The organism is Micromonospora sp. NBC_00898 (assembly GCF_045207895.1).
GTDB lineage: Bacteria > Actinomycetota > Actinomycetes > Mycobacteriales > Micromonosporaceae > Micromonospora.
The window spans coordinates 5,508,283-5,533,422 of sequence record NZ_CP108775.1 but is presented as its reverse complement, the minus strand read 5'-3'; the positions used below and the strand labels follow the sequence as shown (position 1 = coordinate 5,533,422).

22 protein-coding genes and 1 pseudogene are annotated in these 25,140 nt (G+C 74.1%); 19 read left to right on the top strand and 4 right to left on the bottom strand.

Features of this window, described 5'->3' with window-relative positions:
- Window positions 1-594 precede the first annotated feature (594 nt).
- From OG799_RS26880 to OG799_RS26860, 5 genes and pseudogenes are all read left to right on the top strand, one after another.
- Window positions 595-918 (top strand): annotated as a pseudogene (locus tag OG799_RS26880) (hypothetical protein); the annotation flags it as partial.
- Window positions 918-1,661, top strand: a complete 744-nt coding sequence (locus OG799_RS26875) for a type II secretion system F family protein (RefSeq protein ID WP_406038738.1) — start codon at window positions 918-920, stop codon at window positions 1,659-1,661. The pseudogene OG799_RS26880 and the gene OG799_RS26875, both read left to right, overlap by 1 nt.
- 22 nt (window positions 1,662-1,683) lie before the next feature.
- On the top strand, window positions 1,684-1,851 hold the full coding sequence (locus OG799_RS26870; protein WP_076470820.1) for a DUF4244 domain-containing protein: 168 nt from the start codon (window positions 1,684-1,686) through the stop codon (window positions 1,849-1,851).
- Window positions 1,848-2,249 carry a TadE family type IV pilus minor pilin gene (locus OG799_RS26865; protein ID WP_406038735.1) on the top strand — a complete coding sequence of 134 codons (402 nt, stop codon included), beginning with the start codon at window positions 1,848-1,850 and terminating at the stop codon, window positions 2,247-2,249. Before OG799_RS26870 ends, OG799_RS26865 begins: the two co-directional genes overlap by 4 nt.
- Window positions 2,246-2,632, top strand: a complete 387-nt coding sequence (locus OG799_RS26860) for an Rv3654c family TadE-like protein (protein WP_406038733.1) — start codon at window positions 2,246-2,248, stop codon at window positions 2,630-2,632. Before OG799_RS26865 ends, OG799_RS26860 begins: the two co-directional genes overlap by 4 nt.
- Window positions 2,633-2,720: 88 nt before the next feature.
- Here the strand turns inward: OG799_RS26860 and OG799_RS26855 are convergent, their stop codons facing one another.
- Both OG799_RS26855 and OG799_RS26850 read right to left on the bottom strand, forming a co-directional pair.
- Window positions 2,721-3,299: a hypothetical protein gene (locus tag OG799_RS26855; protein WP_406038731.1), complete on the bottom strand. Its 579-nt coding sequence runs from the start codon at window positions 3,297-3,299 to the stop codon at window positions 2,721-2,723.
- A gap of 236 nt (window positions 3,300-3,535) precedes the next feature.
- Window positions 3,536-5,923: a DEAD/DEAH box helicase gene (locus OG799_RS26850; RefSeq protein WP_406038729.1), complete on the bottom strand. Its 2,388-nt coding sequence runs from the start codon at window positions 5,921-5,923 to the stop codon at window positions 3,536-3,538.
- 133 nt (window positions 5,924-6,056) lie between these two features.
- On the opposite strand from OG799_RS26850, the gene OG799_RS26845 reads away from it, so the two are divergent.
- The 7 genes from OG799_RS26845 to OG799_RS26815 all read left to right on the top strand — a co-directional run bounded on the left by OG799_RS26845 (window position 6,057) and on the right by OG799_RS26815 (window position 15,293).
- On the top strand, window positions 6,057-6,413 hold the full coding sequence (locus tag OG799_RS26845) for an STAS domain-containing protein (RefSeq protein ID WP_089011584.1): 357 nt from the start codon (window positions 6,057-6,059) through the stop codon (window positions 6,411-6,413).
- Window positions 6,413-6,847 carry an ATP-binding protein gene (locus tag OG799_RS26840; protein WP_130330938.1) on the top strand — a complete coding sequence of 145 codons (435 nt, stop codon included), beginning with the start codon at window positions 6,413-6,415 and terminating at the stop codon, window positions 6,845-6,847. Before OG799_RS26845 ends, OG799_RS26840 begins: the two co-directional genes overlap by 1 nt.
- Before the next feature lie 317 nt (window positions 6,848-7,164).
- Window positions 7,165-9,531: a sodium-translocating pyrophosphatase gene (locus OG799_RS26835; RefSeq protein WP_406038726.1), complete on the top strand. Its 2,367-nt coding sequence runs from the start codon at window positions 7,165-7,167 to the stop codon at window positions 9,529-9,531.
- A 119-nt stretch (window positions 9,532-9,650) separates the two neighbouring features.
- Complete coding sequence (locus OG799_RS26830) at window positions 9,651-10,190, top strand: hypothetical protein (RefSeq protein WP_406038724.1); 540 nt, start codon at window positions 9,651-9,653, stop codon at window positions 10,188-10,190.
- Complete coding sequence (locus OG799_RS26825) at window positions 10,181-10,792, top strand: hypothetical protein (protein WP_406038722.1); 612 nt, start codon at window positions 10,181-10,183, stop codon at window positions 10,790-10,792. Before OG799_RS26830 ends, OG799_RS26825 begins: the two co-directional genes overlap by 10 nt.
- A 371-nt stretch (window positions 10,793-11,163) precedes the next feature.
- Entirely contained in the window at window positions 11,164-13,986 is a 2,823-nt protein-coding gene (topA, locus tag OG799_RS26820; protein WP_406046415.1) for a type I DNA topoisomerase, read from the top strand.
- Between the two features lie 71 nt (window positions 13,987-14,057).
- Entirely contained in the window at window positions 14,058-15,293 is a 1,236-nt protein-coding gene (locus OG799_RS26815; RefSeq protein WP_406038720.1) for a CapA family protein, read from the top strand.
- Here OG799_RS26815 and OG799_RS26810 read toward each other — a convergent pair.
- Complete coding sequence (locus OG799_RS26810) at window positions 15,269-16,603, bottom strand: D-arabinono-1,4-lactone oxidase (protein ID WP_406038718.1); 1,335 nt, start codon at window positions 16,601-16,603, stop codon at window positions 15,269-15,271. The genes OG799_RS26815 and OG799_RS26810 overlap by 25 nt on opposite strands.
- A 222-nt stretch (window positions 16,604-16,825) precedes the next feature.
- Here OG799_RS26810 and OG799_RS26805 point away from each other — a divergent pair, with 222 nt between their 5' ends.
- The gene (locus OG799_RS26805; protein WP_406038716.1) at window positions 16,826-17,398 is read left to right on the top strand and encodes a TetR/AcrR family transcriptional regulator; all 573 of its coding nucleotides are present in this window, start codon (window positions 16,826-16,828) and stop codon (window positions 17,396-17,398) included.
- Window positions 17,399-17,606: 208 nt separating this feature from the next.
- On the opposite strand, the gene OG799_RS26800 is transcribed toward OG799_RS26805, so the two are convergent.
- Window positions 17,607-18,815 carry an amino acid deaminase/aldolase gene (locus OG799_RS26800; protein WP_406038714.1) on the bottom strand — a complete coding sequence of 403 codons (1,209 nt, stop codon included), beginning with the start codon at window positions 18,813-18,815 and terminating at the stop codon, window positions 17,607-17,609.
- Window positions 18,816-18,964: 149 nt separating this feature from the next.
- Here OG799_RS26800 and tmk point away from each other — a divergent pair, with 149 nt between their 5' ends.
- The 6 genes from tmk (at window position 18,965) to OG799_RS26770 (ending at window position 25,021) form a co-directional block, all read left to right on the top strand.
- On the top strand, window positions 18,965-21,187 hold the full coding sequence (gene tmk, locus OG799_RS26795; protein WP_406038712.1) for a dTMP kinase: 2,223 nt from the start codon (window positions 18,965-18,967) through the stop codon (window positions 21,185-21,187).
- The gene (locus OG799_RS26790) at window positions 21,187-22,458 is read left to right on the top strand and encodes a DNA polymerase III subunit delta' (RefSeq protein WP_406038710.1); all 1,272 of its coding nucleotides are present in this window, start codon (window positions 21,187-21,189) and stop codon (window positions 22,456-22,458) included. Before tmk ends, OG799_RS26790 begins: the two co-directional genes overlap by 1 nt.
- A gap of 119 nt (window positions 22,459-22,577) precedes the next feature.
- Complete coding sequence (locus tag OG799_RS26785) at window positions 22,578-22,907, top strand: YbaB/EbfC family nucleoid-associated protein (RefSeq protein ID WP_406038708.1); 330 nt, start codon at window positions 22,578-22,580, stop codon at window positions 22,905-22,907.
- A gap of 1 nt (window position 22,908) precedes the next feature.
- A complete protein-coding gene (locus OG799_RS26780; protein WP_406038706.1) occupies window positions 22,909-23,214 on the top strand; it encodes a type VII secretion target in 306 nt (101 codons plus the stop codon).
- Window positions 23,214-23,882 (top strand): hypothetical protein, encoded by a 669-nt coding sequence (locus OG799_RS26775; RefSeq protein ID WP_406038704.1) that lies wholly within the window; start codon window positions 23,214-23,216, stop codon window positions 23,880-23,882. Before OG799_RS26780 ends, OG799_RS26775 begins: the two co-directional genes overlap by 1 nt.
- A gap of 299 nt (window positions 23,883-24,181) precedes the next feature.
- Window positions 24,182-25,021 (top strand): stage 0 sporulation family protein, encoded by an 840-nt coding sequence (locus OG799_RS26770; protein WP_406038702.1) that lies wholly within the window; start codon window positions 24,182-24,184, stop codon window positions 25,019-25,021.
- Window positions 25,022-25,140: the final 119 nt, after the last annotated feature.

The window sequence follows — 25,140 nt, the reverse complement described above, 5'->3', positions numbered from 1 at the left end:
GCGGTGCTCGGCGCCTACTGCGCGTTGGGGGCGCGTGCGGTCCTGCGCCGTCAGGCCGGACGGCACGCGCAGCGGACCCGTCGGCAGAGTTTGGACCAGATCGGTGGTCTCGCCGCCGATCTACGGGCCGGGTTGCCGGTGACGGCCGCGCTCAACGGCCCGTTGCCGCCGGGTGGTGCGGTGCCGGGGCCTGAGCCGCTTGACGATCCGATGTCGGGACCCTTGCCGCTCGAGGGTCGGGCCCCGGGGCCGGTCACGCTCGGTGGTTCGGCGTTGGGTCGCGTGACGCTCGGCGGTCTGGTGCCGGGGCCTGTGGCGCCTGGTGGCCTGGTGCCGGGGCCTCTGACGCACGGCGGTCCGGCGCTGGGTTCCGTGGCGCTCGGCGGTTCGGTGCAGGCCGCGTCCGGGTGGCCCGGCGCTTGCGGGGGTCGGCTTGCGGGCGGGTCACCTCCGGTGGCCGACCCGATGCCCGCCACCCCTGATGGCGAGCCCGGCGGCGCCGGTCGCCGCTTCGCACCTGACGCCGGTGGGCGCACCCGGCCGCCGGAAGGACCGGTCGCCGGCCGGTCGGACGGGCCGGAGCGGGTCACCGAGCTCGCCCGGGCCGCCGTGCGGCTGGCCGACCGCACCGGCGCACCCCTCGCCGAACTGCTGGAGAGGATCGAGGCCGATGCCAGGGCGGCAGACCGTGGGCGTGCCGCGGCTGCCGCTCAGGCCGCCGGCGCACGAGCCACCGCCTGGCTGCTCGCCGCCCTGCCGTTCGGCGGCATCGGGCTCGGCTACGCCATCGGGGTCGACCCCGTCGCGGTGCTGCTGCACACGCCGGTCGGTGGCGCCAGCGCGGTCGCGGCCGTCGCGTTGCAGATCGGCGGGCTGCTCTGGGCGGAACGGCTCGGCGCGGCCCCGGGGGTTGGTTGATGTCCCGGCAGGCGTTCGCGGCGGGTTGTCTGGTCGGGGCGGCGCTGCTCGTGACCGTGGCCGCCTCCCCGACTGTCCGAGCCGGCCGACGTCTCCGCCGGCTGGGCCGATCGTCGGCGGGCGATGCCGAGCGGGCGCGGCCGCCCTGGTGGCCCGACCGCACCCGGCTCGGCGCGGCACTGGCCGGAGTCGCGGCCGCGATCGTCGTCACCGGCTGGGCGGGCCTGTTCGTCGGGGTGCTGGTCGGCATCGTGGCGGATCGGCTGCTCCGTCGGATCGAACCGCGCGCAGTCCGGGACCGGCGACTACGCGAGACCGCCGACCTGCCGCTCGCCGCCGATCTGCTCGCGGCAGCCCTTCGCGCCGGAGCGCCGGTCGACCGCTCGGTGCTGGCGGTCGCCGCGGCGCTGGGCGGGCCGATGGCCGACCGGCTCGGGCGGGTCGGCCGGACGCTGCTGCTCGGCGGCGAGCCCGCGGAAGCCTGGTCGCAGCTGCTGCCCGTGCCCGGCGCGGACCGCCTGGTGGCCGCCGCGCTCCGCTCGTCGAACAGCGGCGCGGCACTGGCCGGCGCGCTCACCCGTCTCGCCGACGACCTGCGGGCCGACCGTTCCACCGCGGCCGAGGCGGCGGCCCGCCGGGCGGGCGTGCTCATCGTGCTGCCGCTCGGGCTGTGTTTCCTGCCCGCCTTCATTCTCGCCGGTCTGGTGCCGGTGATCGTCGCCGTCCTCGGCGACGTGCTCTGACCCCACGAGGAAGGGAAACACCATGCGCAAACTCCTCGCCCGCCTGCGCGGCGACGCCGGAATGAACACCGCCGAGTACGCCGTCGGCACCCTCGCCGCGGTGGCGTTCGCCGGCATCCTGCTCAAGGTGCTCACCTCCGGCAACGTGCAGTCCGCGCTGACCGCCGTCATCGACCGGGCACTGAAGTGACCGGGCGCCGGCCGGCCGGCCACCGATCGTCGGCCTGGCGGCGGACCGTCGGGTCGGAGCGTGGCTCATTCACCGCCGAGCTGGCGGCCGGCCTGCCGGCGCTGGTCCTGCTGCTCCTCACCGGCCTCACCGCCGTCAACGCGGTCACCACGCGGGGCGGTTGCCTGGACGCGGCCCGGGAGGCGGCGCTGGCCGCCTCCCGGGGCGAGAACGGAACGGCCACCGGTGCGCGGTACGCGCCGCCCGGCGCCGACGTCGCGGTCACCGTCACCGGCGACCGCGTCACCGCCACCGTCCGCGTGCCGGTCCGCGCCCTCGGGGCACGGCTGCCCCGGCTCACGGTCTCCGCCACCGCGGTCGCCGCCGTCGAACCCGGCGCCCCGGGACCACGACCGTGACGGCGGGAAGCGGGCTCCGGGTGAACCGCGCCAGCGCGGCGACGGACCGGGGCGGCGCGACCGTCTGTCTGCTCGCCGTGGGGCTGGTGTTCGTGCTGGTAGGGCTGTTCGGCGCGGCGCTCGGCGCCGCCCGGACGGCCCGGCAGCAGGCCCGGGTCGCCGCCGACTTCGGGGCGCTCGCCGGCGCCGATCGGGCGTTCGGCGGCGAGGCGACGGCCTGCGGGGCGGCCGGGGAACTGGTCGGTGCCAACGCCGCACGGCTCTCCGCCTGCCGCCTCGACGGGCTGGACGTGCTGGTCACGGCCGAGGTCACGGTCACTCCGCTGCCCTGGCTGACCGGCACCGCCACCGCGACCTCCCGGGCCGGCCCGATCCGAGGCTGACCGCTCGGCCCGGCCTTCCGAACCGCTCACCGGCTGGGCCGCGCATCGGTCGGGGCGCGGCGAACAGCCGCGCCCCGCCGACGACGGCTCAGCGGGACTGGAGGGCGTCCAGGCCGACCGCCATGGCGATGACCAGTCGCCGGTCGATCTGCGGGTTCTGGATCTCCACCACGTACCGGTCGCGCAGGCCCCACTTCTTGACCACCGAGAACACCGGCTGGCCCCCGGCGACGAAGTCGAAGTGGTAGGGCAGCCACGACAGCGAGTCGACGAAGCGGCGCAGCAGCGCCACCGGCAGGCTCCGCTCCTGGCCGGTGATCTGCGGCAGGCCGGCCTGCTCGACGTGCCACGTCGACCGCAGCAACGACTGGGCGAAGTCCTTGCGGAACAGCCCGATCGGGTTGCCGGCGTGGTCGGTCACGTCGTACGTGGCGCCGAGGTCGAGGCGCTGACGGGCCTTGAAGCCGAGCAGCGGGTACTGCTTGGAGTCGTCGGTGTAGATGGTCACCTGCTCCTTGAAGGCGAGCCGCTTCTGCTGCGCGAACGCGAGCAGCTCGCCCTCCGAACCGTCCGGCGCCACCGCGCGGACCTCGTACTGGTTGACCATCATCCGGATCCGCTGACGGATGAAGAACTGGTGCTGGGTCTGCAAGGTGTCGAGCTGCATGCGATCTCCTTCAAGACGTGAACGCCGGAGTCTCGCACAACCGGACCCTCAGCGTCCGCCCTCGATGGTCGCCCTCATCGCCCAGGCGTTGAGCACCTGGTGGGTGCCGCGCAGCCGCTCGCTGATCCGGCCCAGGCGTTCCGCAATGGTGTCGGCCACGGCTCGTCCTCGGCGGTCCGGACAGTTGATCATGCACTGCGCGACCTGACGGCACGGGCCGGCGGCTACGGGTGGGGTCAGGGCCCGTCCTGCCGGGGCGGCGCCGGCGCCGGTCCGGTCGTGGTGGGGTCGGGCGGGAGGTTGGTGAGGACCACGTCGAGGACCTTCACGGCCTCCGACTTGGACAGCGGGTTGTTGCCGTTGCCGCACTTCGAGGACTGCACGCAGGAGGGGCAGCCCGATTCGCAGCCGCACTCGGCGATCGCGTCGCGGGTGGCCCGCAGCCAGGCCGCCGCCGTCCCGTAGGCCCGCTCGGCGAAGCCGGCCCCGCCCGGGTGCCCGTCGTAGACGAAGACGGTGGGCGCCTCGGTGTCCGGGTGGACGGCGGTGGAGAGGCCACCGATGTCCCAGCGGTCGCAGGTGGCGATCAGCGGCAGCAGGCCGATCGCGGCGTGCTCGGCGGCGTGCAGCGCCCCCGGAACGTCGGCGGCCTCGACGCCGGCGGCAGCCAGCGACTGCGGCGAGAGGGTGAACCAGACCGCGACGGTGCGCAACTCCCGGGTGGGCAGGTCCAGCGGCCGGGTGTCGATCACCTCGCCGGAGGCGATCCGCCGTCGCTGGTACGACACGACCTGGCTGGTCACGTCCACTTCGCCGAGGAAGAGCCCGACCGGCCCGGCGTCCACGTACGACCGGACGGACACCACGGACAGCGACGTGACGTCCCGGGCGTGGGTGGACCAGTCCGGCTCCTCCGCGTGCACCAGCGCGCACCCGTCGGCGAGGTCGAGCGAGTCGACCACGTACGAGACGCCCTGGTGCAGGTAGACCGCGCCGGAGTGGATGAGGAAGTGCGACGAGCCGCCGTCGACGGTGCCGAGCAGCCGCCCGGTGGACGCCTCCACCACGCAGACCGGCGCGCCGCCCTCGCCGCGCAGGTCGACCTCGGGGCGTTCCCGGTGCCGCCAGTACCAGCCGGTGGGCCGCTGCCGCAGCGCGCCGGCCTCGACGAGCGAGTCGACCGCCTCCTTCGCGCCGTCGCCGAAGAGTTCCAGGTCGGCGGGGGTGAGTGGGGCTTCGGCGGCGGCGCAGGCGAGCTGCGGGGCGAGCACGTACGGGTTGGCCGGGTCGAGCACGGTGGCCTCGACGGGCCGGCCGAACAGCGCCTCCGGGTGGTGCACGAGGTAGGTGTCGAGCGGGTCGTCCCGGGCGACCAGCACGGCGAGGGCCTCGTCGCCGGAGCGGCCGGCCCGGCCGGCCTGCTGCCACAGCGACGCCCGGGTGCCGGGCCAGCCGCAGATCAGTACCGCGTCCAGGCCGACCAGGTCGACGCCGAGTTCGAGGGCGTTGGTGGAGGCGAGGCCGAGCAGGTCGCCGTGCAGCAGCGCGCGTTCCAGCTCACGCCGTTCCTCGCGCAGGTAACCGGCCCGGTAGGCGGCCACCCGGTCGCCGAGCCCGGGTACCGCCTCGTCCAGGGACCGCCGGGCGTTGGCCGCCACCACCTCGGCGCCCTTCCGGGAGCGGACGAAGGCCAGGGTGCGCACCCCCTCGGCAACCGAGTCGGCGAGCAGGTCGGCGGTCTCCCGCAGCGCGGAGCGACGGACCTGGGTGAGATCGTCCTCCGCCAAGGAAGTCGAGTGGGGCAGCAGCGGCGGTTCCCAGAGCGCGAAGGTCACCCCGCCGCGTGGGGAGGTGTCCTCGGCGACGGCGGCCACCGGCAGGCCGGTGAGCCGCCCGGCCGCCGTCGCCGGGTCACCCGACGTCGCCGAGGCCAGCACGAAGACGGGGGTACGCCCGTACTTCGCGCACTGCCGACGCAGCCGGCGCAGCACGTGCGCGACGTGTGAGCCGAACACGCCCCGGTAGGTGTGGCACTCGTCGATCACCACGTACGCGAGCCGGCGCAGGAAGCCGGACCAGTGGGCGTGCCCAGGGAGGATGCCGTGGTGCAGCATGTCCGGGTTGGTCAGCACGAACCGGGAGTGCCGGCGGATCCACTCCCGTTCGGCGCGTGGGGTGTCCCCGTCGTAGCAGGCGGGGCGTACCCCGTCGAGTTCCAGACCGGCGACGGCGCGCAACTGGTCGGCGGCGAGCGCCTTGGTCGGCGCCAGGTACAGCACGGTGGCGCGCGGGTCGGCGAGGAGTGTGCTCAACGCGGGCAGCTGGTACGCCAGCGACTTGCCGGACGCGGTGCCGGTGGCGACCACGACGTGCTTCCCGGCGTACGCCAGCTCGGCGGCCTCGGCCTGGTGCCGCCACGGGGCGACCACGCCGCGCCGGGCGAACGCCGTCCGCAGTTCCTCCGGGGCCCAGGCCGGCCACGGCGCCGGCTCGCCGGCGCGGGCCGGCACCCGTTCGACGTGGGTGACCGGGTCGGCGGTGTGCCGGGCGCGCAGCCGGCGCAGCAGCTCGGCCGGCGGTCGCCCGGGGCCGGTGCCTGCGGATACGGTGGCGGCGGAGGTCACGTCCTGCACTCTCGCACTGGTGTTCGGAATTGGGAACCCGGGGCCGTGGGTATGGGGAGGACTCCGCCGATGGACCCGGCAGGGCCAGGTAGCGGGATGGTTAGATGCCCAGGAGAGTCTACGAGGAGGACCGATGGAGCTGTCGCTGGCGACCCGCACCGTGGGCGAGCACACGGTGCTCGAGGTCGGCGGTGAGGTGGACGTCTACACCGCGCCGCGGCTGCGGGAACGGCTCCTCGAGTTGATCGACGGTGGGGCCCGCCGGGTCGTGGTGGACCTGGGCCGGGTGGACTTCCTCGACTCGACCGGTCTCGGCGTGCTGGTCGGCGCCCTCAAGCGGCTCCGTTCGGCCGGTGGCTCGTTCGCCCTGGTCTGCGACAAGGAGCCGCTGCTCAAGATCTTCCGGATCACCGCGCTGGATCAGGTCTTCCCGCTGCACCCCACGGTCGACGCGGCGATCAGCGCCGACCCGACCGGCGCCGGCGCGTGATGGCGACCGTCAAGCTGTCCTTCTCGCCCGCCCCGGTGCACGTGCGCACCGCCCGCCTGGTCGGCGTCGCGGTGGCCCGCCGGGCCGGGGTACGGGAGGACCTGCTCGACGAGGTGCGGCTGGCCATCGGTGAGGCGTGCACCCGGGCGGTGGCGCTGCATCGGCAGTACGGCCTGGCCGACCCGGTGCTGGTGGAGATGTCCGACTCGGGGGCCTACTCGGTGCGGGTGGTGGACCGCGCCCCGATCGAGGCCGGCATCGGCCTGGCCGCGCTGCCCCCGGACGAGCTGGCCAAGGAGTCGCTCAGCGAGGACGCGCTGACCACCGGCGTCGGCTTCGCCCTGCTCGCTGGCTTCGTCGAGGACCTCCAGGTCCGCCCGGTCGAGGAGGGCATCGGCACCGAGGTCCGGATGGTGTGGCCGGTCGGCCGCTGACCTGACAGTTCGTCCCACAGGCCGCGTTCCCGCTGGGGAGCGCGGCCTCGTCGTGCTGGCCGCCCCGTATATCAGATTTTTCCTCATAACACAGTTGCGAAGATCATCGAGTGCGGGTGCCCCCTCGGTGTGACCTCCAACACTGCGGAGGGCTACAGTACCCGGGTTGTCAGCAAGTGACCCGTCCCGCAGCCAGCGGGAATGGGTGTTCATCGCTGGTCCGCGGTGGTGGGTTGGCGCGCTGGCGAGTTCGCATCCAGGCGTCGGCCCGTGCGTCTCCACTGGCCGTCGCGAGTGTTCGGTACAGGAGGACATAGATGTCCGGGACCTTGGCCGCCGACGGCGGCGCACTGTCCCTTACCGGAGCCAACGTGACGTACGTCGTCATCGCCGCGGTCATCGCGCTGGTGGCGCTCGTCTTCGCCGCCGCCTTGACCAAGGCGGTGCTGGCAGCCGGTAAGGGCACCACCAACATGCAGGAGATCTCCGGGGCGGTGCAGGAGGGCGCGTCCGCCTACCTGTTGCGCCAGTTCAGGACCCTGGCGATCTTCGTGGTGATCGCCGTCGTGCTGCTCTTCCTGCTGCCGGTGCACGACACCGACGGCAACGAGACCCTGGTGAAGATCGGCCGGTCGGCCTTCTTCGTGGTGGGCGCCCTGTTCAGCGCCTTCATCGGCGGCGCCGGCATGTGGCTGGCCACCCGCGCCAACCTGCGGGTCGCCGCCGCCGCCCGGGAGCGCGAAGGCGGGCGCGAGGGCGCCATGAAGATCGCCTTCCGGACCGGTGGCGTGGTCGGCTTCCTCACCGTGGGCCTCGGCCTCTTCGGCGCGGCGCTGGTCGTCATCCTCTTCCGGGGTGACGCCCCGACCGTGCTGGAGGGCTTCGGCTTCGGTGCCGCCCTGCTCGCCATGTTCATGCGGGTCGGCGGCGGCATCTTCACCAAGGCCGCCGACGTCGGCGCCGACCTGGTCGGCAAGGTCGAGCAGGGCATCCCCGAGGACGACCCGCGCAACGCCGCCACCATCGCCGACAACGTCGGCGACAACGTGGGCGACTGCGCCGGCATGGCCGCCGACCTCTTCGAGTCGTACGCGGTCACCCTGGTCGCGGCCCTGATCCTGGGCCGGGCGGCGTTCGGCGAGGACGGCCTGGTCTTCCCGCTGATCATCTCCACCGTCGGCGTGCTGGTCGCGATCGTCGGCGTCTTCATCACCCGGCTGCGCGCCTCCGACCGCAACGGTCTGACCGCGATCAACCGGGCCTTCTACATCTCCGCGGTGCTCTCCGCGGTGCTGGTGGCGATCGCGGCCTTCGCCTACCTGCCGGCGACCTTCGCCGAGCTGGAGGGCGGGCTCACCGACGTCGACCGCAACCCGCGGCTGGTGGCCATCGGCGCGGTGGTCATCGGCATCGTGCTGGCCGCCGCGATCCAGGCGCTGACCGGGTACTTCACCGAGACCAACCGGCGCCCGGTGCAGGACATCGGCAAGAGCTCGCAGACCGGGGCGGCCACCGTCATCCTCGCCGGCATCAGCGTCGGTCTGGAGTCGGCGGTCTACTCGGCGCTGCTGATCGGCGCCGGCGTCTTCGGCGCGTTCCTGCTCGGCGGCAGCTCCATCACGCTCTCGCTCTTCGCGGTCGCGCTGGCCGGCACCGGCCTGCTCACCACCGTCGGCGTGATCGTCGCGATGGACACCTTCGGCCCGATCTCCGACAACGCCCAGGGCATCGCGGAGATGTCCGGCGACATCGACGAGCACGGCGCGCGGACGCTGACCGAGCTGGACGCGGTCGGCAACACCACCAAGGCGATCACCAAGGGCATCGCGATCGCCACCGCGGTCCTCGCCGCGACCGCGCTGTTCGGTTCGTACACCGACACCCTGCGCTCGTCGTACGCGGACGCGGGCGTCGGCGACGTCGGCACCGAGATCCTCAACGCGCTGAACGTGGCCAACCCGCGCAACCTGGTCGGCCTGATCGTCGGCGCGGCGGTGGTCTTCCTCTTCTCCGGCCTGGCCATCAACGCGGTCTCGCGTTCGGCCGGCGCCGTGGTCATGGAGGTCCGCCGGCAGTTCCGCGAGCTGCCCGGGATCATGGACCGCACCCAGCGCCCCGAGTACGGCAAGGTCGTCGACATCTGCACCCGGGACGCGCAGCGCGAGCTGATGACCCCCGGTCTGCTGGCCATCCTGGCGCCGATCGCGGTCGGCTTCGGGCTCGGCCCGGGCGCGCTGGCGTCCTACCTGGCCGGTGCGATCGGGGCGGGCACGCTGATGGCGGTCTTCCTGGCCAACTCCGGTGGCGCCTGGGACAACGCGAAGAAGCTGGTCGAGGACGGCGCGTACGGCGGTAAGGGCTCCGACTCGCACGCCGCGACCGTCATCGGCGACACCGTCGGCGACCCGTTCAAGGACACCGCCGGCCCGGCGATCAACCCGCTGATCAAGGTGATGAACCTGGTCTCGCTGCTGATCGCGCCGGCCGTGGTGGCGTGGAGCGTGGGCGACGACAAGAACCCCGCCCTGCGTATCACGATCGCCCTGGTCGCCGCCCTGATCATCGTGGCGGCCGTGGTGTTCAGCAAGCGCAAGGGCATCGCCATGGAGGACTCCGGCACCGGCACCGGCACCGACGCCGGCGCGGGCAGCACGGAGGAGCGTCCGGAGCCGGTCAACGCCTGAGGGCTGTGACCGGCCGCGGTTCCCGGTCGGCGAACGCCGGCCGGGAACCGCGCTTGCGGGGTCCCGCCGGTGAAACCTGACCGGTGGCAGTTCCACCGGAAGGCCGTACGCTGCTTCGCATGCGTACGCGCCGGGCGGCAGCCGCCGGAAAGCTCACGGTGGTCCTGGCCACGCTCGCGTTCGTCGTCGCCGGCTGCGGCGGTCCCAGCCCGCGGGCCTGGGCGGCCTCGGTCTGCGAGGCGCTCACCCCCTGGCGCGCCGAGATCAACAAGCTGACCAGCAGCACCCAGCAGCAGATGACGGCGCAGACCACCCCGGCGCAGGCCAAGGAGAACCTGGTCCGGCTCTTCGCCGGCGCCGAGCAGGCCAGCGAGACCGCCCGCCGCAAGGTCGAGCAGGCCGGGGTGCCGGAGACCGACCACGGCGAGGAGATCTCCGCCGGCTTCCGGGCCTCGCTGAGCAAGGTGCGGGACGCCTACGGTCGGGCCCGGGACACCATCGACGGACTGGACACCGGGGAGGCCAAGGCCTTCTACGACGGGGTCCGGGCCGCGGTGGAGACGCTCAACAAGGAGTACGACGCGAGCGCGCTGGACACCGGCAAGCTCAGCTCCACCGAACTCAAACAGGCCTTCGACGAGGTCCCGGAGTGTCGCTGACGCCACCTACCCCTGACCCGATCCGGCAGCTCTCCCTGTTCTCCACCGAGGCGGCCGACCCGTCCCTGCCGGACCTGGCCGGCCTGCTCGCCGGGCCGGGAGAGGTGGTCCGGATGGGCGGCACGGCCCGACTGTCGGTCGTCGTCGACGCCGCCTGGCGAGTGCACGTGCTGGTGGCCGAGCTGGCCGCGCGCGGGGTGCCGGCGAGCTGGGAGCCGACCGAGGACGGCCGCCACCTGGTGCGCACCGCGTACGCGAGCAGCCTGGCCCCGCTGGCGCTGGCCTGGTTGCGCGGCGCCGGGAAGCGACCGCCGGCCGGGTTCCACCTCAACGGGCGTCGGCTGCGGCTCTGGCTCGCCGCCGCCGGGGCCGCGGAGCCGCCCGGTTTCCTGCTCCGGCTCGGCACCGGGGACGACTCGTGCTGGCCGCAGGTGCGGGCGGCGCTGGCCGCGGTCGGCCTGCCCGGTGCGCTTCTCGACCCGGGGGCGGGCGGGCCGGCGTACCGGATCACCGGGCGACGGCGGCTGGCCCGGCTGGCCGAGCTGGTGGGTGACCGGCCGACCGCCGCGCCGGCGGCCGACTGGCCCGGCGTCCCCGCCTGACCGCGGGCGGGGGCGGCCGCCACCCTGCCCGGGCGGGTGGTCGGGCGGACCCGCAACCCCGTCGGCTGTCTGATCCCAGACACGGCCCGCGTGGTGGTTTGTCCAGGAAAACGGACCGGTGGCTCCTCGGCCGAGGGTCTGTGATCGTCACAGTGACCCGCTCGGCGCCCTACCCGCGGTGTACGGTGGCGCCGTCCGGCGGGAGTCACCGCGCGGCCGGGCCGGCGGCCGCCACGTACCGACCGGTTTGCCGCCCGCGAAACCCGAAACGCGGCCGGCGCGTTACGTTGGACATCCGGACCGGTGGTGGTCCGGCCGGTGCAACACGGCCCGAAACAGGGCATGGAGCAGGAGTGAGGTCGAAGAGAGACGTGCCGAGCAACGCTGGAACCACCCGTCTGGTCATCGTCGAGTCACCGGCGAAGGCCAAGACGATCTCGGGCTACCTCGGCCCGGGATACGTCGTGGAGGCCAGCTTCGGCCACGTCCGGGACCTCCCCCGCAACGCCGCCGACGTGCCGGCCAAGTACAAGGGCGAGCCGTGGGCCCGGCTCGGGGTGGACGTCGACAACGGCTTCCACGCCCTCTACGTGGTCTCCGCCGACCGCAAGCAGCAGATCAGCAAGCTGGTGAAGCTGGCCAAGGAGGTCGACGAGATCTTCCTGGCGACGGACGAGGACCGCGAGGGCGAGGCCATCGCCTGGCACCTGGTGGAGACCCTCAAGCCCAAGGTGCCGGTCAAGCGGATGGTCTTCCACGAGATCACCAAGCCGGCCATCCAGGCCGCGGTGGCCAACCCGCGCGAGATCGACCGGGACCTGGTCGACGCGCAGGAGGCCCGCCGCATCCTCGACCGGCTGTACGGCTACGAGGTCTCCCCGGTGCTGTGGAAGAAGGTCATGCCGAAGCTCTCGGCGGGCCGGGTGCAGTCCGTGGCGACCCGGATCGTGGTCGAGCGGGAGCGCCAGCGGATGGCCTTCCGCACCGCCGAGTACTGGGACATCCTGGCCACCCTGGCGGTGGCCAATGCGGGCGAGGGGCCGCGCAACTTCAACGCCACGCTGATCGCGCTGAACGGCGACCGGATCGCCACCGGCAAGGACTTCGAGCCGACCACCGGTCGGGTCCGGGCCGGCGCGGGCGTGGTGCACCTCGACGAGAGCGGAGCGCGCGGGCTCGCCGCCCGGCTGGAGGGGCGGCCGTTCACGGTCACCCGGGTCGAGGAGAAGCCCTACCGTCGCCGCCCGTACGCGCCGTTCATCACCTCGACGCTCCAGCAGGAGGCGGCCCGGAAGCTGCGGCTCTCCTCGCAGCAGACGATGCGCACCGCGCAGCGGCTCTACGAGAACGGCTACATCACCTACATGCGTACCGACTCGGTGAACCTGTCGGAGACCGCCATCGCGGCGGCCCGCCGGCAGATCGCCGAGCTGTACGGCCAGCGCAGCGTGCCGCCGGAGCCGCGCCGCTACACCGGCAAGGTGAAGAACGCGCAGGAGGCGCACGAGGCGATCCGCCCGGCGGGGGACAACTTCCGCACCCCGGGCGACGTGGCGAAGGAGTTGTCGGCCGAGGAGTTCAAGCTCTACGAGCTGATCTGGCGGCGCACCATCGCCTCGCAGATGACGGACGCGGTCGGGTCCAGTGTCTCGGTGCGCATTCGCGCGGTCTCCGCCGCGCAGGAGGAGGCCGACTTCGGCGCCACCGGCAAGACCATCACCGACCCGGGCTTCCTCCGCGCCTACGTCGAGTCCAGCGACGACGAGAACGCCGAGGCCGAGGACGCCGAGCGTCGGCTGCCCACCCTGGTCAAGGACCAGCCGCTGACCGCCGACGAGCTGGCCGTGCAGGGCCACCACACCCAGCCGCCGTCGCGCTACACCGAGGCGTCGCTGGTCAAGGCCCTGGAGGAGCTGGGCATCGGCCGGCCGTCGACGTACGCGTCGATCATGCAGACCATCCAGGACCGCGGCTACGTGACCAAGCGCGGCCAGGCGATGATCCCCACCTTCCTGGCGTTCGCGGTGATCGGGCTGCTGGAGCGGCACTACCCGCGGCTGATCGACTACGACTTCACTGCCAGCATGGAGAACGAGCTGGACGAGATCGCCGGCGGGGAGCACGCCGCCGTCGACTTCCTCACCTCCTTCTACTTCGGCAGCACCAACGGCACCGGCGACCGGGCCATCGCCCACGCCGGCGGGCTGAAGAAGCTGGTCACCGAGAACCTCAGCGAGATCGACGCGCGCAGCGTCAACTCGATCCCGCTCTTCACCGACGACGAGGGGCGCGAGGTCGTCGTCCGGGTCGGCCGGTACGGGCCGTACCTGCAGCGGGCGGTGCCCGGTGAGCCGCCGGCGGTCCCGGCGGAGGGCGAGGAGGGCGGCGGCCAGGGCGACCGGGCACCGATCCCCGAGGGCCTGGCCCCGGACGAGCTGACCCCGGAGAAGGTGTACGAACTCTTCCTCGGCGGCGGGGGCGAGCGCAAGCTCGGCGACGACCCGGCGACCGGCGAGCCGATCGTGCTCAAGTCCGGCCGGTTCGGCCCGTACGTGGCCAGCGGGGAGCGCAAGTCGTCGCTGCTGAGCTCGCAGACGCCGGACTCGCTCACCTTCGACGAGGCGTTGAAGCTGCTCAGCCTGCCCCGGCTGGTCGGCGTCGCCCCGGACGGCGTCGAGGTCTTCGCCAACAACGGCCGCTACGGCCCGTACGTCAAGCGCGGTGACGAGTTCCGCTCGCTGGACTCGGAAGACAAGATGTTCACCGTCACCCTCGACGAGGCCCTGGCTCTGCTGGCCGCGCCGAAGGCCCGGCAGCGTCGGGCCGCGGCGCCCCCGCTGCGCGAGATGGGCAACGACCCGCTGACCGAGAAGCCGCTGGTCATCAAGGACGGCCGGTTCGGGCCGTACGTCACCGACGGGGAGACCAACGCGTCGCTGCGGCGCGCTCAGACCCCGGAGGCGTTGACCCTGGAAGAGGCCTCCGAGATGCTCGCCGAGAAGCGGGCGAAGGGGCCGGCGCCGAAGAAGAAGGCGGCGGCGAAGAAGGCGGCCCCGGCGAAGAAGACGGCGGCGAAGAAGACCACCGCCGCCAGCAAGTCGACGGCCGCCAAGAAGACCACCACGGCCAAGGCGACGACCGCCAAGAAGGCGGCTCCGAAGAAGGCCGCCGCCGCCAACCCCACCGAGGAGTGACGGTTCCCCTAACGGCTGACATCCCCGGGGTTGGTCGTCGAGCTGTGGTGGCCACTCCCTAACGTGAGGGAATGTTCGCAGTCGCCGTCACGCGCAGGCGGGTGCTGCTCGCCGCGGTGACGGGAGCGTTGCTGCTGGCCGTCGCTGCGGTCGGCGCCCGGGAGGGGGACGACGAGGCACCCGCGCCGGCCGGCACCACCGCGTCACCGGTGCAGCGGCAGACCGTCGCTCCGGGGTCGTTCACCGGGCCGGCCCGGGATCCCGCCGGCCGGCGGACCGTGCGGCTCGTCGCCGCGGGTGACGTCCTGGTCCATCCGGAGGTGACCGACCAGGCGCGCCGGGACGCCACCCGGGCCGGCCGGCCCGGGGCAATGGACTTCGCCCCGATGTTCGCCGGGGTCGCCCCGGCCGTCGGCGGCGCCGACCTCGCCCTGTGCCATCTCGAGACACCGCTGGCCGACCCGGCCGGGCCGTTCTCCGGCTATCCGTCGTTCAACGCGCCGCCGCAGGTGCTCGACGGGGTGCGCGCCGCCGGCTTCGACGGCTGCTCGACCGCCTCCAATCACAGCCTCGACCAGGGGCCCGACGGGGTGGCGCGGACGGTCGCGGCGCTCGACGCGGCCGGACTGGGCCACACCGGCAGCGCCCGGAGCGCCGCCGAGGCGGCCACGCCCCGGATCTACCGGGTCGGCGACGTCCGGGTCGCCCACCTGGCGTACAGCCTGAACTTCAACGGGCTGAGCCGCCCCCCGGGCGAGCCGTGGCTGGCCAACCTCATCGACCCGCCCGAGATCCTCGCCGCGGCCCACCGGGCGCGGGCCGCCGGCGCCGACATCGTCGTGCTCAGCCTGCACTGGGGTACGGAGTACCAGCACCTGCCGGACGCCGACCAGCGGGCCTGGGCGCAGCAGTTGATCTCCTCCCCCGACGTGGACCTCATCCTGGGGCACCACGCCCACGCGGTGCAGCCGTTCCAGCGCTTCGGCGACAAGTGGGTGGTCTACGGGATGGGCAACGAGTTGGCCCGGCACGCCGAGCCGATCGCCGACAACCGCGAGGGTGTGATGGCCCGGGCGACCTTCACCGAGACGGCCCCGGGCCGCTGGCGGGTGACCCGGATGGAGGCGCTGCCCACCTGGACCGACCTCGCGCCGGACCTCCGGCTGGTCGACCTCACCGCGGCGCTGGCCGACCCCGCCACCCCGGCGGGAGTGCGGGGTGGCTACCGGGCGGCGTACGACCGGGTGCTGGGCTACGTGCGGGCCCTCGGTGCCGGCCCGGATCAGGTGGTCGCGCCGAGCCGCTGAACGCCGTCGCCGAGGACCCGGTCGAGGTAGTCGTTGGCGAAGAGGCGGTCGGGGTCCAGACGGTCCCGGACGGCCAGGAAGTCCCGGAACTTCGGGTAGGCCGGCGCCAGGTCGGTCGCCTCGCGCCAGTGCAGCTTGCCCCAGTGCGGGCGTCCGCCCAGCTCCGTGGCCACCTCCTCGAACGCCCGGAAGTACGGCTCGAAGGGCGCGCCGACGTACTGGTGGATGGCGAGGTACGCCGAGTCGCGGCCGTACCCGTGCGACAGCCAGATGTCGTCAGCGGCGGTGAAACGGACCTCGACGGGGAAGAGCACCTTGAACGGGAGCCCGTCGACGATCCGCCGGAGCGCGTCGAGCGCGGTGGGCAGGACGGCGCGGGGCAGCGCGTACTCCATCTCCACGAAACGGACCCGGCGCGGGGTGCAGAAGACCCGGTCGGAGCGGCCGGTGTAGGTGCGTTCGGTGAGCGCCCGGGCGGAGATCGCGCTGATCCCCGGGGCCAGCGCCGGCACGGCGCGGCCCAGCCGGCAGGCCCCGGCGAAGACGCTGTTGGCCAGGAACTCGTCGTCCAGCCAGCCGCGCCACCGGGGCAGCGGCCGGTCGTCGGCCGGCACCCGGTCGTTGGTCTTGACCTGCACCCGGGAGGTGTACGGGAACCAGTAGAACTCGACGTGGTCGTGCCCCTCGATCAGGGACGGCAGCTCGCCGAGGACCGCGTCCAGCGGTGCCGGCCGTTCGTGCGCGCGGAGCACGAAGGCGTCGACGCAGCGCAGGGTGACCTCGACCAGCACCCCGACCGCGCCGAGGCCGACCCGGGCGGCGGCGAAGACGTCCCGGTGCTCGTCGGCGGAGCAGCGCAGCACCTCGCCGGTGCCGGTGACCAGGGTCAGCGCCGTGACGAAGGTGGAGAGACAGCCGAGGCGGGCGCCGGTGCCGTGGGTGCCGGTGGAGAGCGCGCCGGCCACGGTCTGGGCGTCGATGTCGCCGAGGTTGGGCAGCGCCAGGCCGTGTCGGGCGAGCAGGTCGTTGAGGGCGTGCAGGGTCATCCCGGCCGGCACGGTGACCAGCCGTCGGGCGGTGTCGACGGTGACGCCGGTGTCCAGTTCGGCCAGTTCGAGGCGGTCCCCGTCGGTGAGGGCGGCGCCGGTGAACGAGTGCCCGCTGCCCACCGCCCGGATCCGCCGGCCCGCCGCGGCCGCCGACCGGACGGCCTCGGTGACGTCCTCGACGGTCCGAGGGCGCAGGATGGCGGTGGGGGTGCTGTGCTGGTTGCCGGCCCAGTTTGACCAGGCGGGTGGCGTACCGGGCATGGACGCTCCTCGACATGAATATGAACTGACTTCATATCAGGAACGTTGTACCCGGTAAATACCGCAAGCGGGGCCCGTTCGTTGTACCGGTAGTCACGGTCTCGTGACGTGCAGATATGTTCATCCGTCGAAGGGGGGTGGCGAGTGTCCACACCAGCCGCCACGACCGGGCCGCTGCGCCGCGTACCGGTGCAGGGTCGAAGTGTCGCGCGGGTCCAGCGAATGCTGGACGCCTGTGCCGAGCTCGTCGACGAGGTGGGGTACGAGGGACTGACCACGACCCTGCTCGCCGAGCGCGCCGAGGTGGCGATCGGGTCGGTTTACCAGTTCTTTCCGGACAAGCGGGCGATCGTGCAGGCGTTGACCCTGCGCACGATGGAGTCCTACCTCCAGCGGCTCGACGAGCGGTTCGCGTCCGACGACCTGACCCACTGGTGGGACGGCGTCGACGCGGGGATCGACGAGTACATCACGATGCACCGCACGGTTCCCGGGTTTCGTACCCTGCACTTCGGCGACGTGGTCGACCTGCACCTGCTCGATGAGCAGCGGGACAACAACGGCGTGATCGCCGACCAGTTGGCCCGGGTGCTGACCGAGCGATTCGGCCTTGACGCGCCCGATCTCCGGTTCCACCTGGAGGTCGCGGTGGAGGCCGCCGACGCCCTGATCAAGCTGGCGTTCCGCCGCGTGCCGGAGGGCGACGAGCGGGTGCTGGTCGAGGCGAAGGCGCTGGTCCGGGAGTACCTGCACCGTCAGGTCGACGCCCGGACCGAGGTCCCGCAGCCGAGCTGACCACGGCGCCGCCGAGCCGTGGTGCGTCGGCCGGCGGCGAAAGCACAGAGCCCGGGTGCGAACCGGGTGGTTCCACGACAAACCGTCCGGGGTGCGACCCGGGGGGTTCGACGACTGCCCGTCCGGGGTGCGACCGGAGTGGGACCGGCAAGGGAACGGCCCGGGGTGCGCCGGGCGGCACGACCGGCAGCGAGGGCCGGGTGGCGGATCAGAGGAACGCCCGGCCCTCACCCCGGTACGTGGGCACGGTGGCGACCACCACGTCCCCGTCCACCAGGTGCAGCGCGTTGACGTGCTCACAGAGCTCGCCGGCCTTGGCGTGCCGGAACCAGACCCGGTCGCCGACCCGCAGGCTGGCCGCCGCGGCGCCGGTCAGCGGGGTCTGCACCTCGCCGGCCCCCTCGGGGCCGAGCAACTTCAACCCGGCGGGCAGCCACGGACGGGGCAGCCGGCTGTCGGCGGCGGGGCCGGAGGCGATCCAGCCGCCGCCGAGGACCGTCGCCAGGCCGGGCGCCGGCCGGCGGACCACCGCGCAGGCGAAGAAGGCCGCCGGGACGGGCCGCCAGGCGCGGTAGGCGTCGAACAGCGTCGGCCCGTACAGGCCCGATCCCGCGGTGACCTCGGTGACCGCGGGATCGGCGCTGGTCGCGGCCACGCTGCCGGTGCCGCCGCCGTTGACGAATTCCAGGTCGGCGTGGTCGCGTACCGCGGCGACCGCCGCCGCCCGCCGGGCCAGCAGCTCGCGGTACGACCCGCGCTGGGCCACCCGGATCGCCGTACCCAGCAGGGCCTGTCCGGGGGGCGCGTCGCCGAGCCCGGCGATCTGTGCCTCGTACGACATCAGGCCGACCAGCCGGAAGCCCGGCCGGTTGGCGACGGCGGCGGCGAGGGCGCCGGCGGCCCGGGCGCTGTGCACCGGGGACCGGCGGACGCCGACGTGCACCCGGCCGCCCAGCGGTCGCCAGGAGGCGTCCAGGTCGAGGCAGACCCGCAGGGCCGGCCGGCGGCCGGGCGGGCACACCTCGTCGGCCAGGTCGAGCTGGTCGGTGCCGTCCACCATCAGCGTCACCGCGTCGGCGAGCGCCGGGTCGGCCGCCAGTTCGGCGAGGCCGCCCCGGTCCGCGGTGGGGTACGCCACCAGCACGTCGGTCGAGACGCCGGCCCGGGCCAGCCAGATCGCCTCGGGCAGGGTGAAGGCCATCACCCCCCGCCAGCCGGGCCGGTCCAGCGCCCGGGTCAGCAGCTCCCGGGACCGCACGGACTTGCTGGCGACCCGGACCGGTTTGCCGCCGGCCAGGCCGGCCAGCGCGGTCGCGTTGGCGTCGAAGGCGGCGAGGTCGACCACGGCGTACGGCGGGTCGAGGTGGGCGGTCGCCCGGTCCAGGCGATCGCGAAGTCTGTCACTTTCGGTGGCCACGTCTGCACGCTAACTGTCTGGGCGTCAATGCGAAATACCCTCGCGTCTGTCCGGGCTGCGGCCGGCGGTGCCGGCGGCCTACGCTCGGCGAGCAGGCGAATGTCGCGGGTGGGGCCGCTCCCCACCGGGACTAGAGTGTTCCACCGGGGATGCCCAGCTCTGGGCCGGCACGTGGAGGTACGGCCATCGAAAGCCAGAAGAACGGCGAGTCGTCCGGCGTGTCGTCGCCCGGTAGCCAGACCGACCGGTCCGGCGCCGCCGCGATCCGCTCGGTGCTGCGCATCCGGCCGTTCCGCCGGCTGTGGATCGTGCTCGGCGCGGCCTCCTTCGGCGACTGGCTCGGCCTGCTCGCCACGTCGGTCTTCGCCGCCGCGCAGGTCTCCGGCAGCACGGCGAAGGGCGCCGCCTTCGGCAGCCTGATCGCCGTCCGGCTGCTGCCGGCGCTGCTGCTCGGCCCGGTGGCCGGCGTCTTCGCCGACCGGTTCGACCGGCGCTGGACGATGGTCATCTGCGACCTGCTGCGCTTCGTGCTCTTCGCCTCGATCCCGCTGCTCGCGCTCACCGGCGCCAGCGGCGGGGTGGTGGTCAGCTGGGCGGCGGTCGCCACCTTCCTGATCGAGACGGTCACCCTGCTGTGGATCCCGGCCAAGGAGGCCGCGGTCCCGAACCTGATCCCGCGGGCCCGGCTGGAGACCGCCAACCAGCTCACCCTGATCACCACGTACGGCCTGACCCCGATCGCCGCCGCGATCGGCCTGGCGGCGCTCGACCGCAGCGTGCGGGGCCTCACCGGCGGGGAGATGCCCGGCTGGGCGGAACCGGCCCAGCTGGCCCTCTGGTTCAACGCCTTCTCCCGGCTGGCCACCGCGCTGGTGGTGGCGTTCGGCATCAAGGAGATCAGCCAGACCCAGGCCGGCGAGCGGGAACGCACCGAGCACAGCATGATGAGCCAGTTCACCGAGGGCTGGCAGTTCATCAGGCAGACGCCGCTGGTCCGCGGCCTGGTGCTCGGCATCTTCGGCGCGTTCGCCGGCGGCGGCATCGTCATCGGCACGGCCAAGTTCTTCGCCGCCTCGCTCGGCGCCGGTGACGCCGCCTTCTACATGCTCTTCGGCGCCATCTTCATCGGGCTGGCCATCGGCATCGGGGCCGGGCCGATGATCGTCCGGGACATGTCCCGGCGCCGGTGGTTCGGCATGAGCATCGTGCTGGCCAGCGCCTCCGTGCTGGTGCTCGCCTTCGCCATCCACCTCTCCATGGCGATCCTCGGCGCGATCCTGGTCGGCGCGGGCGCCGGCATGGCCTTCCTCGCCGGCACCACGCTGCTCGGCGGCGAGGTCGCCGACGAGGTACGCGGCCGGGTCTTCGCCGTGGTGCAGATCGGCACCCGGCTGGTGCTGATCCTGGCCATCGCGCTGAGCAGCCTGCTGGTCGGCGTCGGCGGGTCGCGCCAGCTGACCATCGCCGACCTGGGCGTCTCCGTCTCCTCGACCCGGCTGCTGCTGCTCGCCGCCGGCGCCGCCGGCATCTTCGCCGGGATCAGCGCCTTCGGCCAGATGGACGACAAGAAGGGCGTGCCGGTCCTGGCGGACCTCTGGGGCTCGATCCGGGGCCGTCCGCTGATGCCCGCCGAGCCCTTCGTCTCCAACGGGCTCTTCGTGGTCTTCGAGGGCGGCGAGGGCGCCGGCAAGTCCACCCAGCTCCTCGCGCTCGCCGAGCGGCTGCGCGAGCAGGGCCGGGACGTGGTGGTGACCCGGGAGCCGGGCGCCACCGGGGTCGGCGAGCGGATCCGCTCGCTGGTGCTGGACAACGCCGGCGCGGAGGCGCCGTCGCCGCGCGCCGAGGCGCTGCTCTACGCCGCGGACCGGGCGCACCACGTCGCCACCGTGGTCCGCCCGGCGCTGGTCCGGGGCGCGGTGGTGATCAGCGACCGGTACGTCGACTCCTCCCTGGCGTACCAGGGCGCCGGTCGTACGCTGCCGGTGCAGGAGGTCTCCTGGCTCTCCTCGTGGGCCACCGGCGGCCTCAAGCCCGACCTGGTGGTGCTCCTCGACGTCGACCCGCACACCGGGCTGGCCCGGGTCGAGGCGCGCAGCGAGGGCGCCGACCGGCTGGAGGCCGAGTCGATCGCCTTCCACGAGCGGGTCCGGTACGCCTTCCTCGACCTGGCCGCCGCCGACCCGAAGCGCTACCTGGTGCTCGACGCCTCCCGTCCGGTCGAGGAGATCGCCGACGCGGTGGCCCGGCGGGTGGAGGAGTTCCTGGTCGACCCGGCCGCCATCGTGCACCCGCGCCCGGCGCACGGCCCGGACACCACGGTGCAGCCGGAGTTATCCGACGCGGAGCTGGTGACGATGGAGCCCCCCAGCTGATGCCGGACGCCTTCGCCGACCTGGTCGGGCAGGACGAGGCCGTCGACACGCTGCGCCGCGCCGCCGCCTCGGCCGCCGCCCTGCTGCGCGCCTCCGCCGCCGGCCCTGCCGCCGCGGCCGAGCCCGACGAGCTGGACGCGCTCGCCGAGGCCGCCGCGGAACCGGCCGCGCCCGGGCGGGAACCGGGGGCGGGGATGACCCACGCCTGGATCTTCACCGGGCCGCCCGGCTCCGGCCGCTCGGTGGCCGCGCGGGCGTTCGCCGCAGCGTTGCAGTGCGTGCACGGCACCGGCTGCGGCGCCTGCCCCGGCTGCCACACCACGCTGACCGGCACCCACGCCGACGTGCGGCTGGTGGTCCCGGAGGGGTTGTCCATCGGCGTCAACGAGATGCGCGCGCTGGTGCTCCGGGCGGCCAGCACCCCGTCCGGCGGGCGGTGGCAGGTGGTCATCGTCGAGGACGCCGACCGGCTCACCGAGGCGGCCGGGAACGCCCTGCTCAAGGCCATCGAGGAGCCGCCGCCGCGGACGGTCTTCCTGCTCTGCGCCCCGTCCACCCACCCGGACGACATCTCGGTGACCATCCGGTCGCGCTGCCGGGTCGTACCGCTGCGGCAGCCGTCGGCGGCGGCGGTCGCCGAGGTCCTCGTACGCCGGGACGGGATCGCGCCCGACGTGGCGGAATGGGCCGCGGCGGCCGCGCAGGGGCACGTGGGCCGGGCCCGGCGGCTGGCCCGCGACCCGGAGGCGCGACAGCGGCGCGACGCGGTGCTCGCGGTGCCGCGCCGGCTGACCGGGGTGGGCGCCGCGTTCGACGCGGCCTCCGCACTGATCGAGGCGGCCGAGGCGGAGGCCGCGGCGTCGGTCACCGAGATCGACGAGGCGGAACGGGCGGCGTTGCAGACCGCGCTCGGCGCGGGTGGCACCGGCCGGGGCGCGGCCGGTGCGATGCGCGGCGCCGCCGGCCAGCTCAAGGACCTGGAGAAGCGGCAGAAGTCGCGGGCCACCCGGGCCCAGCGGGACGCCCTGGACCGGGCGCTGGTCGACCTGGCCGGCTTCTACCGGGACGCGCTCACCATGGCGCTGCGGGCGCCGGTCGCGCCGGTGCACACCGACACCGCCGCGCTGGCCGGGGCGGGCGCGCAGAAGTGGGACGCCGAGGGGGCGCTGCGCCGGCTGGAGGCCGTGCTGGAGTGCCGGGCGGCGATCGAGGCGAACGTGAAGCCGCGGATCGCGGTGGAGGCGATGATGCTCGCCCTCTGGAAGGGTTGACACCCCTCCCGTTCATCCACAGGTCATCGACAGGCGCGATTGAGGTGCGGTACGGTCCGGTGTGCCGTGGTGACCGTGGCGGCACGCTCAGTGAGGGGTCTGCCGGGAGGAGTCCGCCGATGCCGCGCGGGGAGATCGACGAGGCCTGGATCGAGGAGGCGGTGCGGCGCTACCGGCGCATCGAGTCCCTGCAGGCCGAGTTCGACCAGGCGGTGGCCACGGTCGAGGTCACCGTCCGCTCGCCCGACGGGCTGGTCGAGGTGGTGGTGACCGCCGGCGGGCGGATCACCGACGTGCGCTTCCTCGGCCCGCTGCACGCCCGCAGCCCGCGGGACGTCGCCGGCTCGGTGCAGGCCGCGGTGACCGCCGCCGCCGACGCCGCCCGGTGGGCGCGGGAGAAGCTGCACAACGAGACCTTCGCGGCGTACCGGCCGCTCGCGGGGGCGTGACATGGAGACCCTGCACGCCCTCGCCGCCCGGCTGGACGAGGCGAGCGCCACCCTGGCCGGCCTGTCCCACGCCGTCACCGCCAGCGACCCGGCCCACCCGGCCTTCGGCGCGCAGGCGGCCGGCCGCCCCGGCGAGATCGGCCGCGCCCTGCACCGGCGGTGGACCGCGGCCACCGACGACCGGGCCCGGGAGGCCAACGCCGCCGCCGCCCGGCTGGCCGCCGCCGCGGCCGCGCTGCGGAGCGCCGCCGACCGGTACGCCGCCGTCGACGACACCGCCCGGCGGCGGCTCGCCGGGGAGGGCTGATGGACGCCCTGGACCGCCTCGCCGAACCGGGCCTCGACCTGCTCGCCCGGGTGGACACGCTGCTCGCCGCCGGCGCGCCGGAGGGGCACCGGCTCTGGCCGCTGCTGCGCCGCATGCAGGTGCTCCCCGGCGACGCCGTGCGCGAGTTCCTCGACCTGCATCCCGCGCCGCTGGCGACCGCCGGCCACGTGGTGCGCCGGCTCGTCCGGGCGTACGACGACGCCTGCGCCACGCTCACCGACCCGGTCGCCTGGTCCGGGCCGGCCGCCTCGGCGTACGACGAGGCGCGCGGCGCCCTGCTCCGGCATCTCGACGAGGGGCCGGAGAGCCTGGTGGGGCGGCTGGAGTCGACCGCCGGCTACGCCGACGCGCTCGCCGACTGGGTGGAGGGCAGCCGGCTCGCCCTGGCCCGGGCGCTGGCCGACGTGCTGCGGTCCGCCGAGGCGGTCACCGTGCTCGCGGCCACCCGCTCGCCGGGCGACGCCGGCCCGGTCGGTGCGTACGTGGCGGCCGAGATCGCGGCCCGGGTGCTGGGGGTGCTCGGGGTGGCGTACGACGGCGCGGAGACGCTGCTGCGTCAGTGGTCGCCGAGCCTGGTCGAGACGACCTGGCGGGAGCATGCGGTCGCCACGCCCCGGTACGGCGGGACGACCCGGATCGGGCGCTGAGCCGGCTCGACGACGGACGCAGCACGGGCCACGGCGCCGCGCGCCGGCCGGCGTGACCGGGCTCCGGCGGCGACGCCGTGGCCTTCCCCTGCACCCCCCGCAGGTCTGCCTTCACTCAACGCCGTCGGTCGCCGTTTGTCCCGGGTGTCGGTCGGGATTCAGCCGTCCGGGCGAGGATCAACGGCCCGGCGGGGTGGGGGCCCGTCGGTCGAGTCGACGATCGTGGATCGCTGCGCGCCGTGACCGTCCGGCGACGCCCGGCCGGGCCGGACCGGCCGCCGCATCGTAGGGTGAGGGGCATGGGCATGCTCTGTGCGGTCAGCTTCAACCGGTACGGGCGCCTCTACTACCTGGACCCGGGCGAGCTGCGTCCGCAGGTGGGCGACCGGGTGCTGGTGCCCACCGACGACGGGCCTGAGGTGGCCGAGTGCGTCTGGGCCGCGCAGTGGGTCAGCGAGGACACCGACGGGTTCCCCAGGCTGGCCGGGCTCGCCCAGGAGGAGGACCTGCACCGCGACGAGCTGCTGCGCCGGCGCAAGGCCGAGGCGAAGGTCGCCGCGAAGCGGCTCATCCGGGAGCACGGCCTGCCGATGAAGGTGGTGGCGATCGACCACGTGCTCGGCGAGCCGGAGACCGGCAGCGACCGGACCACCGTCTACTTCACCGCGCCACACCGGGTCGACTTCCGTTCCCTGGTCCGCGACCTCGGGGCCACCCTGCGCTGCCGGGTGGAGCTGCGGCAGCTCTCCGCCCGGGACTCGGCGCGGGTGCAGGGCGGGATCGGCTCCTGCGGCCGTGACCTGTGCTGCGCGACCTTCCTCAACGACTTCGAGCCGGTCACCATCCGGATGGCCAAGGACCAGGACCTGCCGCTCAACCCGCTGCGGATCTCCGGCGCCTGCGGCCGGCTGATGTGCTGCCTCAAGTACGAGCACCCGCTCTACCAGCGGTTCCAGGAGTCAGCCCCGGCGATCGGCAGCCGCGTCACCACCCCGGAGGGCGACGGCAAGGTCGTCGGCCACAGCGTCCCGAAGGACTCGGTGACGGTCCGCCTGGACGCCGACGGCTCCCGCTGCTCCTGCAGCCGAGCCGCCGTCTGCGCCCCCCGCCAAGCCCACGACCAGCAATACACCCCCTAACCCCACCCCTCCCCGCCCGCTCCGCCCCACCCCCTGCCTCGGTGATCATGAAGTTGTTGTCGCCCGCGTCGGCGTGTCGCAGCAACAACTTCATGATCAACGCTGTGGGGATGGCGGGG

Excerpts from the sequence above, each read along its gene's own strand:
- tmk (WP_406038712.1), top strand. The coding sequence starts at position 18,965 with ATGCCCAGCTCTGGGCCGGCACGTGGAGGTACGGCCATCGAAAGCCAG.
- OG799_RS26775 (WP_406038704.1), top strand. The coding sequence starts at position 23,214 with ATGGACGCCCTGGACCGCCTCGCCGAACCGGGCCTCGACCTGCTCGCC.
- OG799_RS26805 (WP_406038716.1), top strand. The coding sequence starts at position 16,826 with ATGCTGGACGCCTGTGCCGAGCTCGTCGACGAGGTGGGGTACGAGGGA.
- OG799_RS26870 (WP_076470820.1), top strand. The coding sequence starts at position 1,684 with ATGCGCAAACTCCTCGCCCGCCTGCGCGGCGACGCCGGAATGAACACC.
- OG799_RS26845 (WP_089011584.1), top strand. The coding sequence starts at position 6,057 with ATGGAGCTGTCGCTGGCGACCCGCACCGTGGGCGAGCACACGGTGCTC.
- OG799_RS26830 (WP_406038724.1), top strand. The coding sequence starts at position 9,651 with ATGCGTACGCGCCGGGCGGCAGCCGCCGGAAAGCTCACGGTGGTCCTG.
- OG799_RS26810 (WP_406038718.1), bottom strand. The coding sequence starts at position 16,603 with ATGCCCGGTACGCCACCCGCCTGGTCAAACTGGGCCGGCAACCAGCAC.
- OG799_RS26835 (WP_406038726.1), top strand. The coding sequence starts at position 7,165 with ATGTCCGGGACCTTGGCCGCCGACGGCGGCGCACTGTCCCTTACCGGA.
- OG799_RS26790 (WP_406038710.1), top strand. The coding sequence starts at position 21,187 with ATGCCGGACGCCTTCGCCGACCTGGTCGGGCAGGACGAGGCCGTCGAC.
- OG799_RS26875 (WP_406038738.1), top strand. The coding sequence starts at position 918 with ATGTCCCGGCAGGCGTTCGCGGCGGGTTGTCTGGTCGGGGCGGCGCTG.
- OG799_RS26770 (WP_406038702.1), top strand. The coding sequence starts at position 24,182 with ATGGGCATGCTCTGTGCGGTCAGCTTCAACCGGTACGGGCGCCTCTAC.
- OG799_RS26785 (WP_406038708.1), top strand. The coding sequence starts at position 22,578 with ATGCCGCGCGGGGAGATCGACGAGGCCTGGATCGAGGAGGCGGTGCGG.
- OG799_RS26840 (WP_130330938.1), top strand. The coding sequence starts at position 6,413 with ATGGCGACCGTCAAGCTGTCCTTCTCGCCCGCCCCGGTGCACGTGCGC.
- OG799_RS26855 (WP_406038731.1), bottom strand. The coding sequence starts at position 3,299 with ATGCAGCTCGACACCTTGCAGACCCAGCACCAGTTCTTCATCCGTCAG.
- OG799_RS26780 (WP_406038706.1), top strand. The coding sequence starts at position 22,909 with ATGGAGACCCTGCACGCCCTCGCCGCCCGGCTGGACGAGGCGAGCGCC.
- OG799_RS26815 (WP_406038720.1), top strand. The coding sequence starts at position 14,058 with ATGTTCGCAGTCGCCGTCACGCGCAGGCGGGTGCTGCTCGCCGCGGTG.